Below are 14,243 nucleotides of genomic sequence, written 5' to 3' on the forward strand. Positions count from 1 at the left end.
TAAACTAGACTATCTTAGAAGTGTAGTTGGATCCCTGCAAATGGACCAGAGACATCCAGATCTGTGTAGATATCGTCAATATCATCTAGCTCAAGTACCATAGAGCGGTAACCCACTTTTACCGCAACATCAACAGCCATATTGTCGATAAACTCATAAGCGATACCAATTTGATAATCTTGGATTTTGCTGTCATCAATTGCAAGCATGCTGCCTTCGGCAAAAACACTTAGCCCTGTAAGTGGTAAACCCACTTCACCGCGCAAATAACCTAGAGGAACAAAGCCTGAGAATTCAACTTCTTCTGTGCGAGTTTGGCCATTTGCAGTACCAGTTACCATGATAGAACCGTCAAACTGCTTAAAGTTCACACCAAAGTCTAACGTCAACAAGTCATTGTCTAGCACTTCATAATACAATGTGTAGTCAATGTGGTTTAGATCTGCGTTTGTTGTCGCATCAGTACCTACCGTATAAACTTGGCCACCAAAGTCAAAAGACTCTGTTAACGTCGTTTGACCATTTAGCTCAAGCTCGGTATAGCGTAACTTGATATTTGGTACTAGCGGCACGGGATGCTCAAGTGCAGCATAGAAACTCGTAAAAGTTTCATCGTCAAAGTTAAAGGTTTGCATATTGCCTTTTTCAGCAAAGCTACCTTCGGTTTCGGTATCCCACCCTTCTGCACCGACATAAAGCCCGAGTACCGTATCTGCGTGTGCAGCAGGTGCTAAGCAAGCGAGAGATAATGCCGCTGCTAAAAAGTGTTTTTTCATGATGTTATCCTTGCGCTAAAAGTTCACTAAGTTCGATGAGAGCCGCATTGGCTCGCGAAATATAATTTGCCATGACCAGAGAATGGTTCGCTACCAAGCCAAAGCCACTGCCATTTAATACCATAGGGCTCCACACCGTCTCTTGAGTCGCCTCTAACTCTCTGATGATCTGCTGTAGGCTGACAAGTGCATTTTTCTTTTCAAGCACAGGTCTAAAGTCATGCTCTACCGCTTTCATATAGTGTAGTAACGCCCACGTGGCGCCTCTGGCTTCATAAAATACATCATCAATCAGCCACCAAGAGGTTTTCACCATATTATGGCTTGGCGTCATGGTTGCTTGATCGGCTGCCGAATCTCCAGCTAAATCGGTGTTTAATCTATCTTGCCCTACGCTTGCGCTTAATCTTTGACTTAAGCTACCCATGCGCTTTTCAGCCTCTTTTAGCCAAGCTCTCAAGTTATCAGCACGCGCATAAAACTGGCTGTCGCGGTTACTATTATCAGAGATTTGAGTCAAATACTGACGTAGTAAATCATTGCCTTTTTGATATTCACCTTCAGCACTTGGCCACATCCACGCTGTTGAACTGATATTAAACTGTGGTTGGGCTAGCTTTAAACTTGGGTGTTCAGTCGATTGAGATTGTGAACGACTAAAATCTTTACGCATCGAAAGTGTAAGATCTCGTGTCATCTCAAGCACACCGTACTCCCAAGCAAGCATGTTATCCATCATTACGCTTGGTGGCATCATGTCGTTCGACAAGTAACCACCTGGCTTATTTAAAAGCGTATCCGTCACTTTAATCAAGGTATGTGTCGTCACGTACCCAGTGACTAATGTATTGCCATTTTTCTGCGCATCCGCTTTTGCTGCCGCGACGACGTCAAATTGCTCTGGTTCCACACTCCAATACACGGCTATAACATAACCCAGAAGTATGACAGCGATAATGCCAGAGATGATTTTTCCCGTATGATTTCCCATTTAATACCTCACTGTTTTTAGTGATGAGAGTGATGTCCGGCGTTTGATTTTTCTTTGCCACCAAACATGTCTGCAAGTGCGATGACTTCCGCCATGGTGAAGATCCTATCGCCATCAGCAAAATATAGCGTAAGCTTACGCTTCTCACCGACTTTTAATGTTTCTACTGGTTCAAACACCATTAAGTGATAACCACCAGGCTGGAATGTCACTGATTTACCCGCAGGAATAGCTAGCTCGTCAACACGTTGCATTTTCATCATGTCTTCTTTATGAACATGCTCGTGAATTTCAACACGCTTAACGCCTTCAAGCGAAGCCTTAATCAACACTTTATTTTGCTGCGTTGGATTTTCAATAACGAGATAACCTGCAGTTGAAGGTGCTGCCGGTAAAAAAGTACGCACGGTTGCGTTGTGAACAGAAAGTTGCTCCGAACCATGATGATGTTCACCATGTTCATGCCCTTGATGAGCTGAAGCGTTAAAGCCGATAAAAGTTGATAAAGCAAAAATTAAGGTTTTGATTACACTTGATTTCATGTTGGCTTTCCTTGGATTTATAACTGCAAATAACTATATCACAGATCCCAATTTAGCGTGTTTTTTATCTCCTATCGCCAACAAAAACCCACTGCTCAAACTTTTGCTTGAGCAGATTTGTCTACCACTAACCACACAATTGCAATAATACAGATGAGTGGAAATAGCACTATCAGCGAATTAAATAGCAATGTCATTACTAGCCCAATGAACACAATAAGGAGCAACCCTAAAATACCTGCGCTCAAGAGTGCTCCTAGCACCGCCAGCGCTACAATTGCAAATAACAACGTGAGTATTTCAAAGCCAAACCAACCTAGGTCAAATCCCATATCGAGTTGCAGATCGCTGATGTCTAACCATATTAGTGGCAGCGACACCCAAGATAGCGCCAATAAAAATACCAGCGCTAATAATATACCGGCCACGACTTTCATAGTGCCTACCTCGTCGCCGTTACTTAGTTTTCGTATTGCGCTTTTGGCATTGCAAACCAAGCGACGCCATACGCCAATAACACTAACATTGGAAACTTAAAAAACAGCAATACCGTTAGTAAACGCGTTAACCAAATTGGCATATCAAAACGTTGTGCTAGTTGCGCACATACGCCACCAATTTTCTTTGAACTATTCATTTGAGACAGTGTTGATTGATATCTATTTTTCATCTTTATCCCCTTTCGCTTTGATTGCTCAGTTCGTTGCAGTGGGCGAGCCTAGCTCGCCATTTTTTGCTTCAGTTGGGCTAATTCATCGTCAATTTGTTGTTGCTTTTGTTCATCTTCAAAGCGCTGCCATACATCAGGCTGCCCTAAGTCATAGGATTCGACTTCAGCTTCAAGGCGCGCCACCTTACGCTCTAACTCGTCGAACTTGCGCGTTGCAGAGCGCATCTCGTCACTATTCAGCGTTTGTTTGATGGTTAACCTTGCCTTACCAGCTTCCAAGCGGCGCAACATGGCCTTTTCTTTTGCCTTTAATTGCTGAATTTTGCTTTGCAACTTGTCCGCATCTGCGCTGAGTTTTTCAAGAGCAGGCGTTAGATCATCAATTTTTTGCTGTGCTTCTTGCGCTTTTTCGGTTTCTCGCTGCTTTTGCTCAAGGGCTGAGCGGGCAAGATCTTCACGACCTTTTTCAAGGGCATGTTCGGCTTTACTTTGCCACGTTGTCGCAGCTTTATTTGCTTGCTCAACTTGGCGCTGCGCTACTTTTTGTTGGCAAATAAGCTCTGCTGCCGTTGCACGACAATCAGATAGCGCTTCTTCTAAATCACGCACTAACTGAGTTGCCATTTTTTGTGGGTCTTCGGCTTTGTCTAGTAACGCGTTAAGTTCTGCTTTGATAAGATCTTCAATTCTGTTGATGATGGTCATTGTTCGGCTCCTTTTATAATATAGTTAGACTATTCCAAGAGCCGTGCCAAAAATAAAAACAAAATTAAATCATTGAGTTAAGGTTTTTTGAAAAGAAAAATAAATTTATTGAGATACATTAAATAGTGAAAAAGACGATAAAATCGTCTTTTTCACACACAGGATTGGAGCAATATATTTTACGCTTCAGGTACAAAAGACAGCGCCTTTTCCATCACCTCTATGCCAGCCTCTTTTTTGTGACCATTTTCTGATAAGTGACGACGGAATCCTCTCGCTCCGGGCTGATTTTGAAAAATACCCAACATGTGACGCGCAATATGCCAAAAGTTTGCACCATTCGACATTTCACTTTCAAAGTAGTCATACATGCTTCTTACGACTTGATGGCGAGTTTGCGTAAACGCAGCTTCGCCATACAATAGCTCATCAACCTGCGACAACATAAACGGGTTGCTGTAGGCTTCACGGCCAACCATTACGCCGTCAAGGTGAGCCAAATGATGCTGGCATTCCTCAAGAGTTTTAACACCACCATTAATACTGATATGCAGATCTGGATAGTCTTTCTTTAATTGATAAACGCGAGGATAATCTAATGGTGGGATCTCACGATTTTCTTTCGGGCTTAAGCCTTGCAACCATGCTTTACGGGCATGAATGATAAAGTCATCACAGCCCACCGCCTGCGAGGCTTCAATCAACGCTGTAAGAAACTCATAGGAATCTTGTTCATCAATACCAATGCGCGTTTTTACCGTTACCGGAATATTCACTTCTGCCTTCATCGCCGCCACACAATCAGCAACGAGCTGAGGCTCAGCCATTAAACACGCACCAAAGCGCCCATTTTGCACGCGATCTGACGGGCAACCCACGTTTAGGTTTACCTCACTGTAGCCATATTGCTCAGCACGCTTAGCACACTCTGCCAACGCCTTAGGATCAGAGCCCCCCAACTGCAACGCCACTGGTAACTCATGCGCACCAAATGCCAAATAATCCCCTTTACCAAAAATAATCGCACCTGTAGTGATCATCTCAGTATAAAGCACCGCATGTTTAGTCAGCTTACGGTGAAAGGTTCTGCAATGTCGATCCGTCCAATCTAACATGGGTGCAACGCTAAAGCGGCGAAAGGCATCAACGCAGTGGTTCGGTGTTTGTGGCTCTAAGGGTGGAGTAGGTTGTTGGCTCATGGTATGACTTTCTCAATCAGGTTTACTATCAATGACCTGTACTAGTTATGTCCATAGCAGTACATAGCTCAAATAGGTGATTGCGTAGTATACCGTAGCTTCTAATACTTCGTTAAGTATAGACAGCAATTTATTGCCAATAGTAAATAACCTGAGGTTTGGATAATTTCTTATCCAAACCTCAGGTTATTTACTAAAAAGCCGCAAGTAATTGAACTTGCGGCTTTCGATTTGCTTAGACTGCCTTCACAGTCTTATGGTAAGTTAAAGATACTCCTTCACTACCGCTACTTTATTTTTTGCGAACTGACTGTTTGGGTTTATCGCAAGTAACTGCTGATAATGCTCAAGTGCTTGTGCATACTGCTTATTTAACTCATACGCTTGCGCGATGCTGTTATGGTAATATGGCTGCTCGTTATTTTGTGTCAGCGCAAATTTAAAGATTTCGATACCATTATTAACTTGACCATCTTCAACAAGCTTATTGCCCCACTCCACCAAGATCTCTAAGTCATACATTACACCGATATCTTGCTGCGCTTTTGCAAACGTAGTCGCAAAGTCGGTAAAGCCATGTTTATCTGTAAACTGCTTTAAGTACACCATCGGCTGATAGGTCTTTTGCTTACTAGCGTCGTTAAAGTTGGGAATATAATACGCGGCAATGTCATCAACAAACTCAATGGGTAACCCGCCTAAAAGGTTGGTGAGTACAACCACAGAAAGCTTGTCTTCAGGGTAAGTGATCACTGTAGTCGCATTCCCACCACTTGCGCTAATTGCTGGGTGATATTTACGTTGGATCACTTGCCAGCCCATAGCATAGCCGTTTTCTTTGTTGTTAAAGGCTTCAGTACGGCCATTGTTAAGCTTTACTGGCGTCCATAGCATATCTAACTCTTTAACCAACTCGCCTTGTTGTAGTGATACAACATAGTTAGCTAGTTCCGTTGCGGTTGAACTCATTCCCGCTGCGGTTCTCAACATATAAGGGAATTCGCCGTAAAAGTTTTTGTAATTCCCCTCACCTAAATGAATATATTGGCGAGCCTGATTTGGCACCATAAGTTCAAGATAATCAAAACCTGCCTGCGCAGTTTGCGGCATGTTAGCACGTGCTAACTGCATCTTGGTGATAAAAGCAGGAAACCCTTCAGGTGCATATTTATCAATGACTTTACCCAAAATCACATAGCCGGTTTGGTTATAACTAAAACGCGAGTTAGGTGTAAATTGAAGAGGCTGCTTTTGCACAGCTTGCCATGAGGCTTCCGCATCATTCGGTACAATGGTTTCTAGGGCATAATTTGATGCCAGGATCGGCGGCAGACCTGTGGTGTGACCCATTAATTGATTAATTTTGAGTTGCAGCCAAGCTTTAGGTAAATCAGGTAAGTGTTTACCAATTTCATCGTCAATGTTTAGATAACCTTGCTCAGCTAACTGTACAATCGCAACACCGGTAAACGCCTTTGTCATCGAATTAATCGGAAATAACGTCTGCTCAGTCACAGGCACTTGATGCTGTAAGTCTGCAAAACCATAACTTCCTTGCTTAATAATTTTATCGTCTTTAACTACGGCTAACTGTAATCCGGGAATATGCCTTTCTTTCATGAGGGTTTTGATCAGCTTGTCTACCGACTCAGCCTTCACCAAGGATGAAAATAATGCCGACCATAAAAGCGTGCCAAACCATAACACGGTTGATAGTAAAACTTTGTTGTTCTTGTACATGATTGTTCCATCGTTCATTTACATTAAGAGATGGTTAGTTATTTTCAAGTCTTATGCCAAAACAGAATTCACTTTATTTTCAATAGTTTAATTAAAAATTATTGCTTCCAGTTAAGCCTACATAAAAACAAAATAGTGAAAAAGATAAAGAAATAGTGAATTTGACGAACACATCAGGGGATTTCGGTGAACAGTTGAATAATGAGGCATACAGCACGATCATTCTCTTTCAACGGCAAGGTATTGTTGCTGTATTTGTTTAAACGCTGCTGTTTGTTTAAAAGAGAGCATCGCGGCATCAAACTCATTTGCTCGTTCGGCCAAACGCCCAAACTTGGGTAACGTGATATAGGGCTTTTAACTCCATAATTGCAGTTAAATCATTTTCAAATACAGCATCAACCCGCCCTAATAGCAACATTTGCAAACTACTTTGGGACGTATTGGTTAATTGGATATGCTTCGCTAAGTGTTGACGCGTACGCTGATACTCGTCATCAATCGCTTTGTTTCCGTCAAATGTGATGGTGCTATCTTTTCTGACTATGATCACGTTTTTTGATTTAGGATGGGCTGATTTTGAAAAACCATATAACTTGCGTAACCTCGCCGCATAAGTACCGTCAAGACAATATTACACAGCCCTTTTGCGCCATGTATGACACTCTGGGCCACGGAAAATATTCAATCTTTATCGGCCAATCAAGTCGCTGAACTAATGTTTGCAACACCTTTACCGCATAGCCATCCGGCTCACCGCCAGTATTAAGCATTGTTTTAGGGGCCAGTGTTAGACTCCAGATAAGGTGCTAATGGCTTATCTGACGCGCGCGCTTTTGCACTACCAAGAGTACAAGCTAAAACACTGAATAAATATAAGATAAAGCAAAGTCTCAAACTCAAAATCTCATTAGTTGGCACTGCAATGACACATACTACTATTTGCTATCACTTATTATTGTGTCGTTAGTTATATAACTATTTTTAGCAGATAGCCGCTAAAACTCTATTGTTTCCCCCAATACGGGAATTTCAGCCTGAATGTTATGTTGCAGCTTAAGCGCTTCTGCTAGTCCTTCCAATGCGTCGGGTTCACCGTGAACAAGTATCACTTTAGGACAACTTTTAAAATGGCTAACCCATTCAATCAATGCCGCTTGCCCGGCATGTGCTGAAAAGCCGTTTAGTGTTTCGATATTTGCTTTCACTATAATATCATCGCCAAATAATTTGATGTGTTGGGCGCCGTCAACCAATATCCTTCCTAAGGTGCCTTTGGCCTGATATCCGACAAAGATGATGGTATTGCGACTATCCCAAATGCGATGTTTAAAATGATGCGTGATCCGCCCACCTGTGCACATTCCACTACCCGCGATGATTAATGCCCCGCCGCTTATTTTGTTGATTGCCATTGAGTCTTCGGCATCTACCATCAAATGCAATGTAGATAAGAAATTCTTGAGTAAGCTTTGCTCTCCGGTATGAAGTTTTTTAACGCCTTCACAATCCAAAGTCGGGAGCCACTGATCGTATACTTCAGTGACCTTAATAGCCATTGGACTATCGAGAAAAACTTGCCAATTATCAAGCTCACCGGCGTGCTGTAACTTACCTAGATAAAGCAATAGTTCCTGCGCTCTGCCCACTGCAAACGCGGGGATCATCACATTACCACCGCGTGCAAACGCATCGTCCAAAATGCCTTTTAGTTGAGTTTGTGTATCACCTAAAGACTTATGTTCACGGTCCCCATAGGTACCTTCCATTAATACAATATCAGCTTGTTCTAGCAACGTAGGATCATTCATCAACAGTGTATCTTTATTACCAAGATCACCCGAAAAAACCACCTTTTTCTGTTTCCCTTGCTCATCAAAGGTTAGCTCTGTGATTGCCGAGCCAAGAATGTGCCCAGCATCGTGAAAGCGCACACTCGCGACTTTTGCAATTTTTACTTCTTGCTGATAAGCAATAGGCTTGAGACAGTCCAATACATCCAGTACATCTTCTTTCGTGTACTGTGCGGGAATATCATCGAGCCCCTTACGCGCACGCTTTCTGTTTTCTCTACGCAAATCATTTTCGTATAAACTTAACGCATCAAATAGCATAATGGGCAACAATTGCGACGTCGCCTCTGTGCAATAGATTGGGCCTGTAAAGCCATCATGTAATAAGTAAGGCAGCCTACCCGAATGGTCCAAGTGCGCATGGGAGAGAATAACCATATCAATACTATTTGGATTAAATTCAAATTGCTCACGCGAGATAAGGTGCTTTGCTCTCATCCCTTGATGCATACCGCAATCAAGTAGTACATCACCTAATGAAGGCGAGCTAATAAGGTGGCAAGACCCTGTAACTTCTTGCGCAGCCCCATGGAAGGTAATTGTTGCCATCGCTTTTACTCATTTCTTCGCTCGGGGTAGTTCCCCTTGGGTTTATGTAAGTTTAGTTACAAAAATCCGAGTTGCTTATGTGCTGCATCAAAAGAGTTACAGATGTGAGTTTTATAGTTTTAGCTGGTATAACCAATTAAAGTAGATACTCAATGTCATTGTCATTAGCTATCACGGTTAGCTTTGGCATTTTCCCTTCTAAAGCCTGTAGACGAGATATGTTTTGCTGAGGGTGGCCATAACTATTGTCGCCAACAGATATAGGGCACTCAATATTTGGAAAAGCAGTTTGCCACCTAGAGACACTTAAATAACCCGCTTCACCACCATGGTGAGGGGTCACTAGGATCACTCCCCTATCACTAAATGAGGAGGTGCTTACCGCGTCCAATATCTTCGGATAATGATGATCCCCTGTAAGTAGAGCCACTTTATTTTTACCTTTGATCGCTAACATGATACCAGTTTGATTTCTTGAGCTGCCGGCGCTAGCTCTGTAGACATCTATCGTTGCTGAAGAGTAAATCGAGCTGAGCGTGATTTCTCTTCCTTTTCGCGAAATTGTTGAACGTAAACATACAATAGCAACATTATTACTCTCTAAGTGCTCTATGGTATCTCTGTAAACTAAAGTATCGGGAATATTATCTGGACCAAATACAGCGTCACAATCAGCGAGCTGTGTGGGGCTGCAAAACTTTAACGCTTGAAAATGATCCATATCCCAGTGACTGATGATAACGGTATAGCGACGACCATTCATTGCACGCATTCTTCTAGAAATGAGATCTTTCACTTGCCTGTCACTATATCGTTGAGATGCTCCAAAATCATAAACTAAGACATGCTCGGAGCTGTGCACTTCATTCCAATTACCTTGGCCACAATTAACAACGGTCAAACTATTCCACTGACGCTCTAACTTAATAAACGGGAGAGTAGGAGTAGAGGGAGAAATAAATTGCGTATCGGTGAGATACTGACTGACTGAATGAAAAATGAGAGCGTGTGCGTAGTGAGTATGCGACAAAAGCACTTCCCTCACCGTCTTCTAATTCAAACTCCTCATTTTCTAATTCAAACTCCTCAAAAAAGGTATACGGCATGCTATAGAAAGAACCAGCAGCTAGACGGCTATGTCTCATATGTGGAGTAGTCAGCCGGTAAAACCTTGCCACTTCAGGTATCAACTCTTGCCCAAACAACCGAGCTACCGCCTGAGCATCTTGATAGCAACAAAAGTCGATAATATACTCTACTTTGTCACCTTCACCCGGCCTGCTATAGCTCTCTATATAAATCACAATATTTCGGGCTGATTGTTTAGTTTGGTTGCTGCTCACAACTTCTCTCTCTTATTCCATTTTATTGAGCAAGCCTACTTTATAAAATTGAGCTAACTTACTCGACTCAATAGCCTATGCAAAATCTAACGCTGCTATTACTATGATTACATACTAGCAAAATAGTGCATTGGCGCAAAAATCAAAAAGTTAGATGAAAGTGATTAAGTTTAAAGATACAAAGTCAGTTAGGAAGTTAATACTAAAAGTTGGTAGTTTGAGAGAACCACTCGATTTACTTCAGCAAATCAAGCGGTTCTCTTGAATAGGGTGAGTCAGCCTATAAGCCGGGTTCTGTTCACTCCCGAAGGAGATCGATAATCATTCGTCTAGGCCTAGGATCGCTCCTAGGCTCGAGCAACCTACCCGGTTCCGATGCGGGCCACACCATAAGGAACCCTATTTGGTCTTGCTCCGGGTGGAGTTTACCTTGCAACCAACTGTTACCAGTGGTCCGGTGCGCTCTTACCGCACCCTTTCACCCTTACCGGTCCCGAAGGACTTAGGCGGTCTTCTCTCTGCTGCACTTGTCGTAGGCTCACGCCCCCCAGCCGTTAGCTGGCACCCTGCCCATTGGAGCCCGGACTTTCCTCCCCCTGATCATTTTCGTCACAGGCAGCGATTATCCGGCTGACTCAGGCGGGCGATTATACGCACTTTAATGCAATAACGCACGCGATAAATTGCGTGTATTACGCTTCTCGTTCAGCAATGATAGCCTTATACAAAGCATTCTTTTTTAGCCCTAAATATTCAGCTGCTACGCCGCAGGCCTTTTTCAATGGCATTTCTGGCTCTAGTAACTCAATCAGCTTTTTCGCTTCTGGCGTTAATGCTTGTTCATCTCTTTGTTCACCAGATAGCATCAACACCAGTTCACCTTTTTGCTTTTCAGGCGTTGCGGTTAAAAACTCAATGAGCTCGGTAACCGTGCCACTGAAAAAGGTTTCATAGGTTTTGGTCAGTTCTTTAGCAAAAACAACTTGTTGTGTTTCGCCCAGCGCGATTTTCATATCTTCTAGACTTGCCATAATGCGGTGGGTGCTTTCGTACAAGATACTAGTGATGCCAGACGCGACTGCATCTTTAAAAAATTGCTGACGTGCTTGGCTTTTTGCAGGTGAAAATCCCACGAATTGGAATTTATCTGTTGGTAAGCCAGAACAACTCACCGCAGCAATGGCGGCACACGCGCCAGGAACGGGAGTCACTGTGGCACCTGCTTCACGGCACAGGTTTACCACGGCATAGCCTGGATCGCTGATAAGCGGCGTCCCCGCATCAGACACTAGCGCGATGTCTTTACCTTCGTTTAACCAATCTAAAATTTGCTGCGCTTTTTGCTTCTCGTTGTGATCATGCAGTGCAAAAGTTTTTGCTTTAATGCTAAAGTGGCTCAATAATTTACCGGTGTGGCGCGTATCTTCGGCAGCGATTAAATCGACCTGACTTAACACTTTCAGTGCACGTTCACTGATGTCATCTAAATTACCTATTGGTGTCGCTACAATATGTAGGGTGCCGATTTTGTTTTCGTTGTGAAGATTAGCCATTGAGCTCTCCAATATCAGTCAGTAAGATATCCACTCAGTCGTGAAAAAGAAGGTTTGCCTGTGCAGTTTAAAAAGATAGCGCTTTTAGTTGCCATATTGTCGGGGTTATCCGCTTGTAGTACAAGCACAAATGTCACCAAATCCGCCCAAGAAACTAAAACAACTAAAGCCGTTAGCCAATCGGATGACAATGCCGCGTCGTTATTTGCAAAGGCGCAGACTAAAGAAGGCGTTGCCAAAATCCAATTGCTATATGCAGCCAGAGACGCTGCTATCTTAGAAAAAGACTGGCAAATGTTAGAGCAAATTGGTTTAGCGATGGAAGCAAAAGCCAGTGTTGATCATATTCAAAACAAATTATACATCGCACTTGCTCGCAAAGAATTGTCGCAGTATGCCAATGCGTTAGCCATCCTGAACACACTAGAGGGTAGGCTCAACACCCCTGAACACCAAGCTTGGTATGAGTATTTACTGGGTAGTATTTATGCCTCTCAGCAACTACCAAAAAAAGCATTGGTTGAATACTTTAAAGCGGCCGATATTGCCAATGAACATAACTTAGCGGTGGCGGGGCTAAACGAAGAGATTTGGCTCGCGCTACAGCAGCTATCAAGTTACGCCCTAGAGCGCTTTGATTCTGGCTCGGTTTTACAACGTGGTTGGGTAACACTGGCTAAATATCAACAAATTTATTTGGGTTCGAGCGTCCAGCTCGACCAAGCCATGAATAATTGGCGTCGTCGTTTTACTAATCACCCTGCGGTTGCTTTGCTGCCTAAAGATTTACAAGGCGCGGTTGCGCTTGAACCTTACCAAGTTAAAAGACTTGCGGTGTTGTTACCACAATCAGGTGCGAGCGAGCGACTCGGTACAGCGCTTAAAAATGGTTTCTTGGCTGCTACTGACGAAGGGACGATTGAAGAGGTCTTCTTCATTGATGAAATGGCATCCGAGTCTGAAATAGTAACGCAACTTGCTGAGGCAAATGTCGATTTTGTCATTGGTCCATTATTAAAATCCAACGTTGAAAAACTACTCGCAGATAAAGGTTTTGCGGCTTACCCAACTTTGTTTTTAAATGCACGCGAAACGCTTACGCCTAGCAGTAGTGAACAGTACTTTTTTGCGCTTAACCCTGAGCATGAAGTCGAGCAAGCAATGAAGCACTTTCTTGCTAAAGGCTATAAAAAACCCATGTTACTGGCTCCAGCGAATGCCTCTGGTAAGCGTTTAATTGAGTATTTTGATCAAGGTTGGAAACGCTACAGTGAGACCGCACCAGAAGTGGGTTATTATACCAATAGTACCAACATGGCGGATGTCATCACGGATATTTTAGAGGTCGATGCATCCAAAGCACGCACTAGCGTCATCAAAAGTCTATTTCGCAAAGAGGTCAAAAGCGAAACACGCTCTAGACGCGACATTGATGCCATCTATATTTTAGGTGATACAATGGAAACTAGACTGCTCAAACCTTATTTAGACGTCAATGTCAGTACATTCGCCGATAGGATCCCTTTATATGCAAGCTCTCGCAGTTATAGTAAACAAATTGATGTTACTGATAAGGGCGATTTAGAAGGGCTTTATTTTACCGAGCAGCCTTGGATGCTACCGGGTGCTGTTGAAAAAGCACCGCTTCGAGATGCCTATCAATCTTTATGGCCTGAGCAGGCCGACTTAGAGCAGCGCTTGTTTGCAATGGCATATGACGCCACGAATTTAGTCCCCGAGCTGCGCCAACTGGCTTGGCTCTCGGGTAAAAGTTTTGATGGCTTAACCGGCCAACTCAGCATCCGTGGTGGCAGTGATGTTGTGCGAAAGCTCAGTTGGGCACAGTATCATAATAAACAAATTCGTTTAGTGAGCTTAGATGAACAGCCTCCACTACCATTATTTATGCAACAAGAGAAACCTGCGGGAGACTCTTTGATCAGATAGGATATCTGGATGTTTAAAGGACTATTTAGCAACACACGGAGTAAGGGCGAGCATTTTGAGGTGATTGCGGAGCAATTCTTGGTAAAACAAGGATTAACCCCCGTCACCAGAAACTATCTCTGTAAATACGGAGAGATAGATCTCATTATGCGAGAGTCGCAAACCTTAGTGTTTATTGAAGTAAAGTATCGCGATAGCAGCCACTTTGGTGGCGCAATTAACGCACTATCAAAAACTAAGCTTCAAAGATTAAAGCGTAGTATTTATAATTATTTAGCACAGCAAAATTTGCATAACACGCAACTTAGAGTCGACTTTGTTGCCATTCAAGGGGCCGATCCCCCTGAAATAAACTGGATTAGAAATATTTTTTAG

At 43.1% G+C, this 14,243-nt stretch carries 15 protein-coding genes and 1 other RNA gene; 2 read left to right on the plus strand and 14 right to left on the minus strand.

The genetic code is table 11. The features are described 5' to 3' along the window. Positions 1–14: 14 nt before the first annotated feature. The 14 genes from EXT47_RS16385 to rsmI form a co-directional block, all read right to left on the minus strand. Complete coding sequence (locus EXT47_RS16385; RefSeq protein WP_010376724.1) at positions 15–776, minus strand: TIGR04219 family outer membrane beta-barrel protein; 762 nt, start codon at positions 774–776, stop codon at positions 15–17. 4 nt (positions 777–780) lie between these two features. Further along, positions 781–1,767, minus strand: coding sequence for a DUF2333 family protein (locus tag EXT47_RS16390; RefSeq protein WP_130127082.1), 987 nt, complete (start codon positions 1,765–1,767; stop codon positions 781–783). 17 nt (positions 1,768–1,784) lie between these two features. Continuing rightward, positions 1,785–2,309 (minus strand): copper chaperone PCu(A)C, encoded by a 525-nt coding sequence (locus EXT47_RS16395; protein WP_039492881.1) that lies wholly within the window; start codon positions 2,307–2,309, stop codon positions 1,785–1,787. A gap of 95 nt (positions 2,310–2,404) precedes the next feature. After that, on the minus strand, positions 2,405–2,746 hold the full coding sequence (locus EXT47_RS16400; RefSeq protein WP_039492883.1) for a hypothetical protein: 342 nt from the start codon (positions 2,744–2,746) through the stop codon (positions 2,405–2,407). Between the two features lie 23 nt (positions 2,747–2,769). After that, positions 2,770–2,979, minus strand: a complete 210-nt coding sequence (locus EXT47_RS16405; protein ID WP_010376716.1) for a PspC domain-containing protein — start codon at positions 2,977–2,979, stop codon at positions 2,770–2,772. 48 nt (positions 2,980–3,027) lie between these two features. After that, positions 3,028–3,684, minus strand: coding sequence for a PspA/IM30 family protein (locus tag EXT47_RS16410; protein ID WP_130127083.1), 657 nt, complete (start codon positions 3,682–3,684; stop codon positions 3,028–3,030). Between the two features lie 179 nt (positions 3,685–3,863). Next, the gene (gene dusA, locus EXT47_RS16415) at positions 3,864–4,883 is read right to left on the minus strand and encodes a tRNA dihydrouridine(20/20a) synthase DusA (protein ID WP_130127084.1); all 1,020 of its coding nucleotides are present in this window, start codon (positions 4,881–4,883) and stop codon (positions 3,864–3,866) included. A gap of 264 nt (positions 4,884–5,147) precedes the next feature. After that, complete coding sequence (locus EXT47_RS16425; protein WP_130127085.1) at positions 5,148–6,623, minus strand: serine hydrolase; 1,476 nt, start codon at positions 6,621–6,623, stop codon at positions 5,148–5,150. 304 nt (positions 6,624–6,927) lie between these two features. Beyond that, positions 6,928–7,176, minus strand: coding sequence for a hypothetical protein (locus EXT47_RS16430; protein WP_039492891.1), 249 nt, complete (start codon positions 7,174–7,176; stop codon positions 6,928–6,930). Positions 7,177–7,621: 445 nt separating this feature from the next. Then, positions 7,622–9,025: an MBL fold metallo-hydrolase RNA specificity domain-containing protein gene (locus tag EXT47_RS16435; RefSeq protein ID WP_130127086.1), complete on the minus strand. Its 1,404-nt coding sequence runs from the start codon at positions 9,023–9,025 to the stop codon at positions 7,622–7,624. A gap of 136 nt (positions 9,026–9,161) precedes the next feature. Then, positions 9,162–9,926 (minus strand): hypothetical protein, encoded by a 765-nt coding sequence (locus EXT47_RS16440; protein ID WP_130127087.1) that lies wholly within the window; start codon positions 9,924–9,926, stop codon positions 9,162–9,164. A gap of 22 nt (positions 9,927–9,948) precedes the next feature. Beyond that, positions 9,949–10,368 carry a hypothetical protein gene (locus tag EXT47_RS16445; RefSeq protein ID WP_130127088.1) on the minus strand — a complete coding sequence of 140 codons (420 nt, stop codon included), beginning with the start codon at positions 10,366–10,368 and terminating at the stop codon, positions 9,949–9,951. 267 nt (positions 10,369–10,635) lie between these two features. Next, positions 10,636–11,006, minus strand: an RNA gene (gene rnpB, locus EXT47_RS16450) — RNase P RNA component class A. Positions 11,007–11,060: 54 nt separating this feature from the next. Further along, entirely contained in the window at positions 11,061–11,921 is an 861-nt protein-coding gene (gene rsmI, locus EXT47_RS16455) for a 16S rRNA (cytidine(1402)-2'-O)-methyltransferase (protein ID WP_130127089.1), read from the minus strand. Positions 11,922–11,981: 60 nt separating this feature from the next. Here rsmI and EXT47_RS16460 point away from each other — a divergent pair, with 60 nt between their 5' ends. Then, complete coding sequence (locus EXT47_RS16460; RefSeq protein ID WP_130127090.1) at positions 11,982–13,868, plus strand: penicillin-binding protein activator; 1,887 nt, start codon at positions 11,982–11,984, stop codon at positions 13,866–13,868. Positions 13,869–13,877: 9 nt separating this feature from the next. Next, complete coding sequence (locus tag EXT47_RS16465) at positions 13,878–14,243, plus strand: YraN family protein (RefSeq protein ID WP_069020035.1); 366 nt, start codon at positions 13,878–13,880, stop codon at positions 14,241–14,243.

It is taken from the genome of Pseudoalteromonas sp. CO342X (genome assembly GCF_004208915.1).
GTDB lineage: Bacteria > Pseudomonadota > Gammaproteobacteria > Enterobacterales > Alteromonadaceae > Pseudoalteromonas > Pseudoalteromonas maricaloris.

What these genes read in the sequence shown, in the direction of transcription:
- rsmI (WP_130127089.1), bottom strand. Translation starts at nt 11,921, where the DNA reads ATGGCTAATCTTCACAACGAAAACAAAATCGGCACCCTACATATTGTA.
- EXT47_RS16395 (WP_039492881.1), bottom strand. Translation starts at nt 2,309, where the DNA reads ATGAAATCAAGTGTAATCAAAACCTTAATTTTTGCTTTATCAACTTTT.
- EXT47_RS16465 (WP_069020035.1), top strand. Translation starts at nt 13,878, where the DNA reads ATGTTTAAAGGACTATTTAGCAACACACGGAGTAAGGGCGAGCATTTT.
- EXT47_RS16390 (WP_130127082.1), bottom strand. Translation starts at nt 1,767, where the DNA reads ATGGGAAATCATACGGGAAAAATCATCTCTGGCATTATCGCTGTCATA.
- dusA (WP_130127084.1), bottom strand. Translation starts at nt 4,883, where the DNA reads ATGAGCCAACAACCTACTCCACCCTTAGAGCCACAAACACCGAACCAC.
- EXT47_RS16410 (WP_130127083.1), bottom strand. Translation starts at nt 3,684, where the DNA reads ATGACCATCATCAACAGAATTGAAGATCTTATCAAAGCAGAACTTAAC.
- EXT47_RS16400 (WP_039492883.1), bottom strand. Translation starts at nt 2,746, where the DNA reads ATGAAAGTCGTGGCCGGTATATTATTAGCGCTGGTATTTTTATTGGCG.
- EXT47_RS16435 (WP_130127086.1), bottom strand. Translation starts at nt 9,025, where the DNA reads ATGGCAACAATTACCTTCCATGGGGCTGCGCAAGAAGTTACAGGGTCT.
- EXT47_RS16425 (WP_130127085.1), bottom strand. Translation starts at nt 6,623, where the DNA reads ATGTACAAGAACAACAAAGTTTTACTATCAACCGTGTTATGGTTTGGC.
- EXT47_RS16385 (WP_010376724.1), bottom strand. Translation starts at nt 776, where the DNA reads ATGAAAAAACACTTTTTAGCAGCGGCATTATCTCTCGCTTGCTTAGCA.
- EXT47_RS16405 (WP_010376716.1), bottom strand. Translation starts at nt 2,979, where the DNA reads ATGAAAAATAGATATCAATCAACACTGTCTCAAATGAATAGTTCAAAG.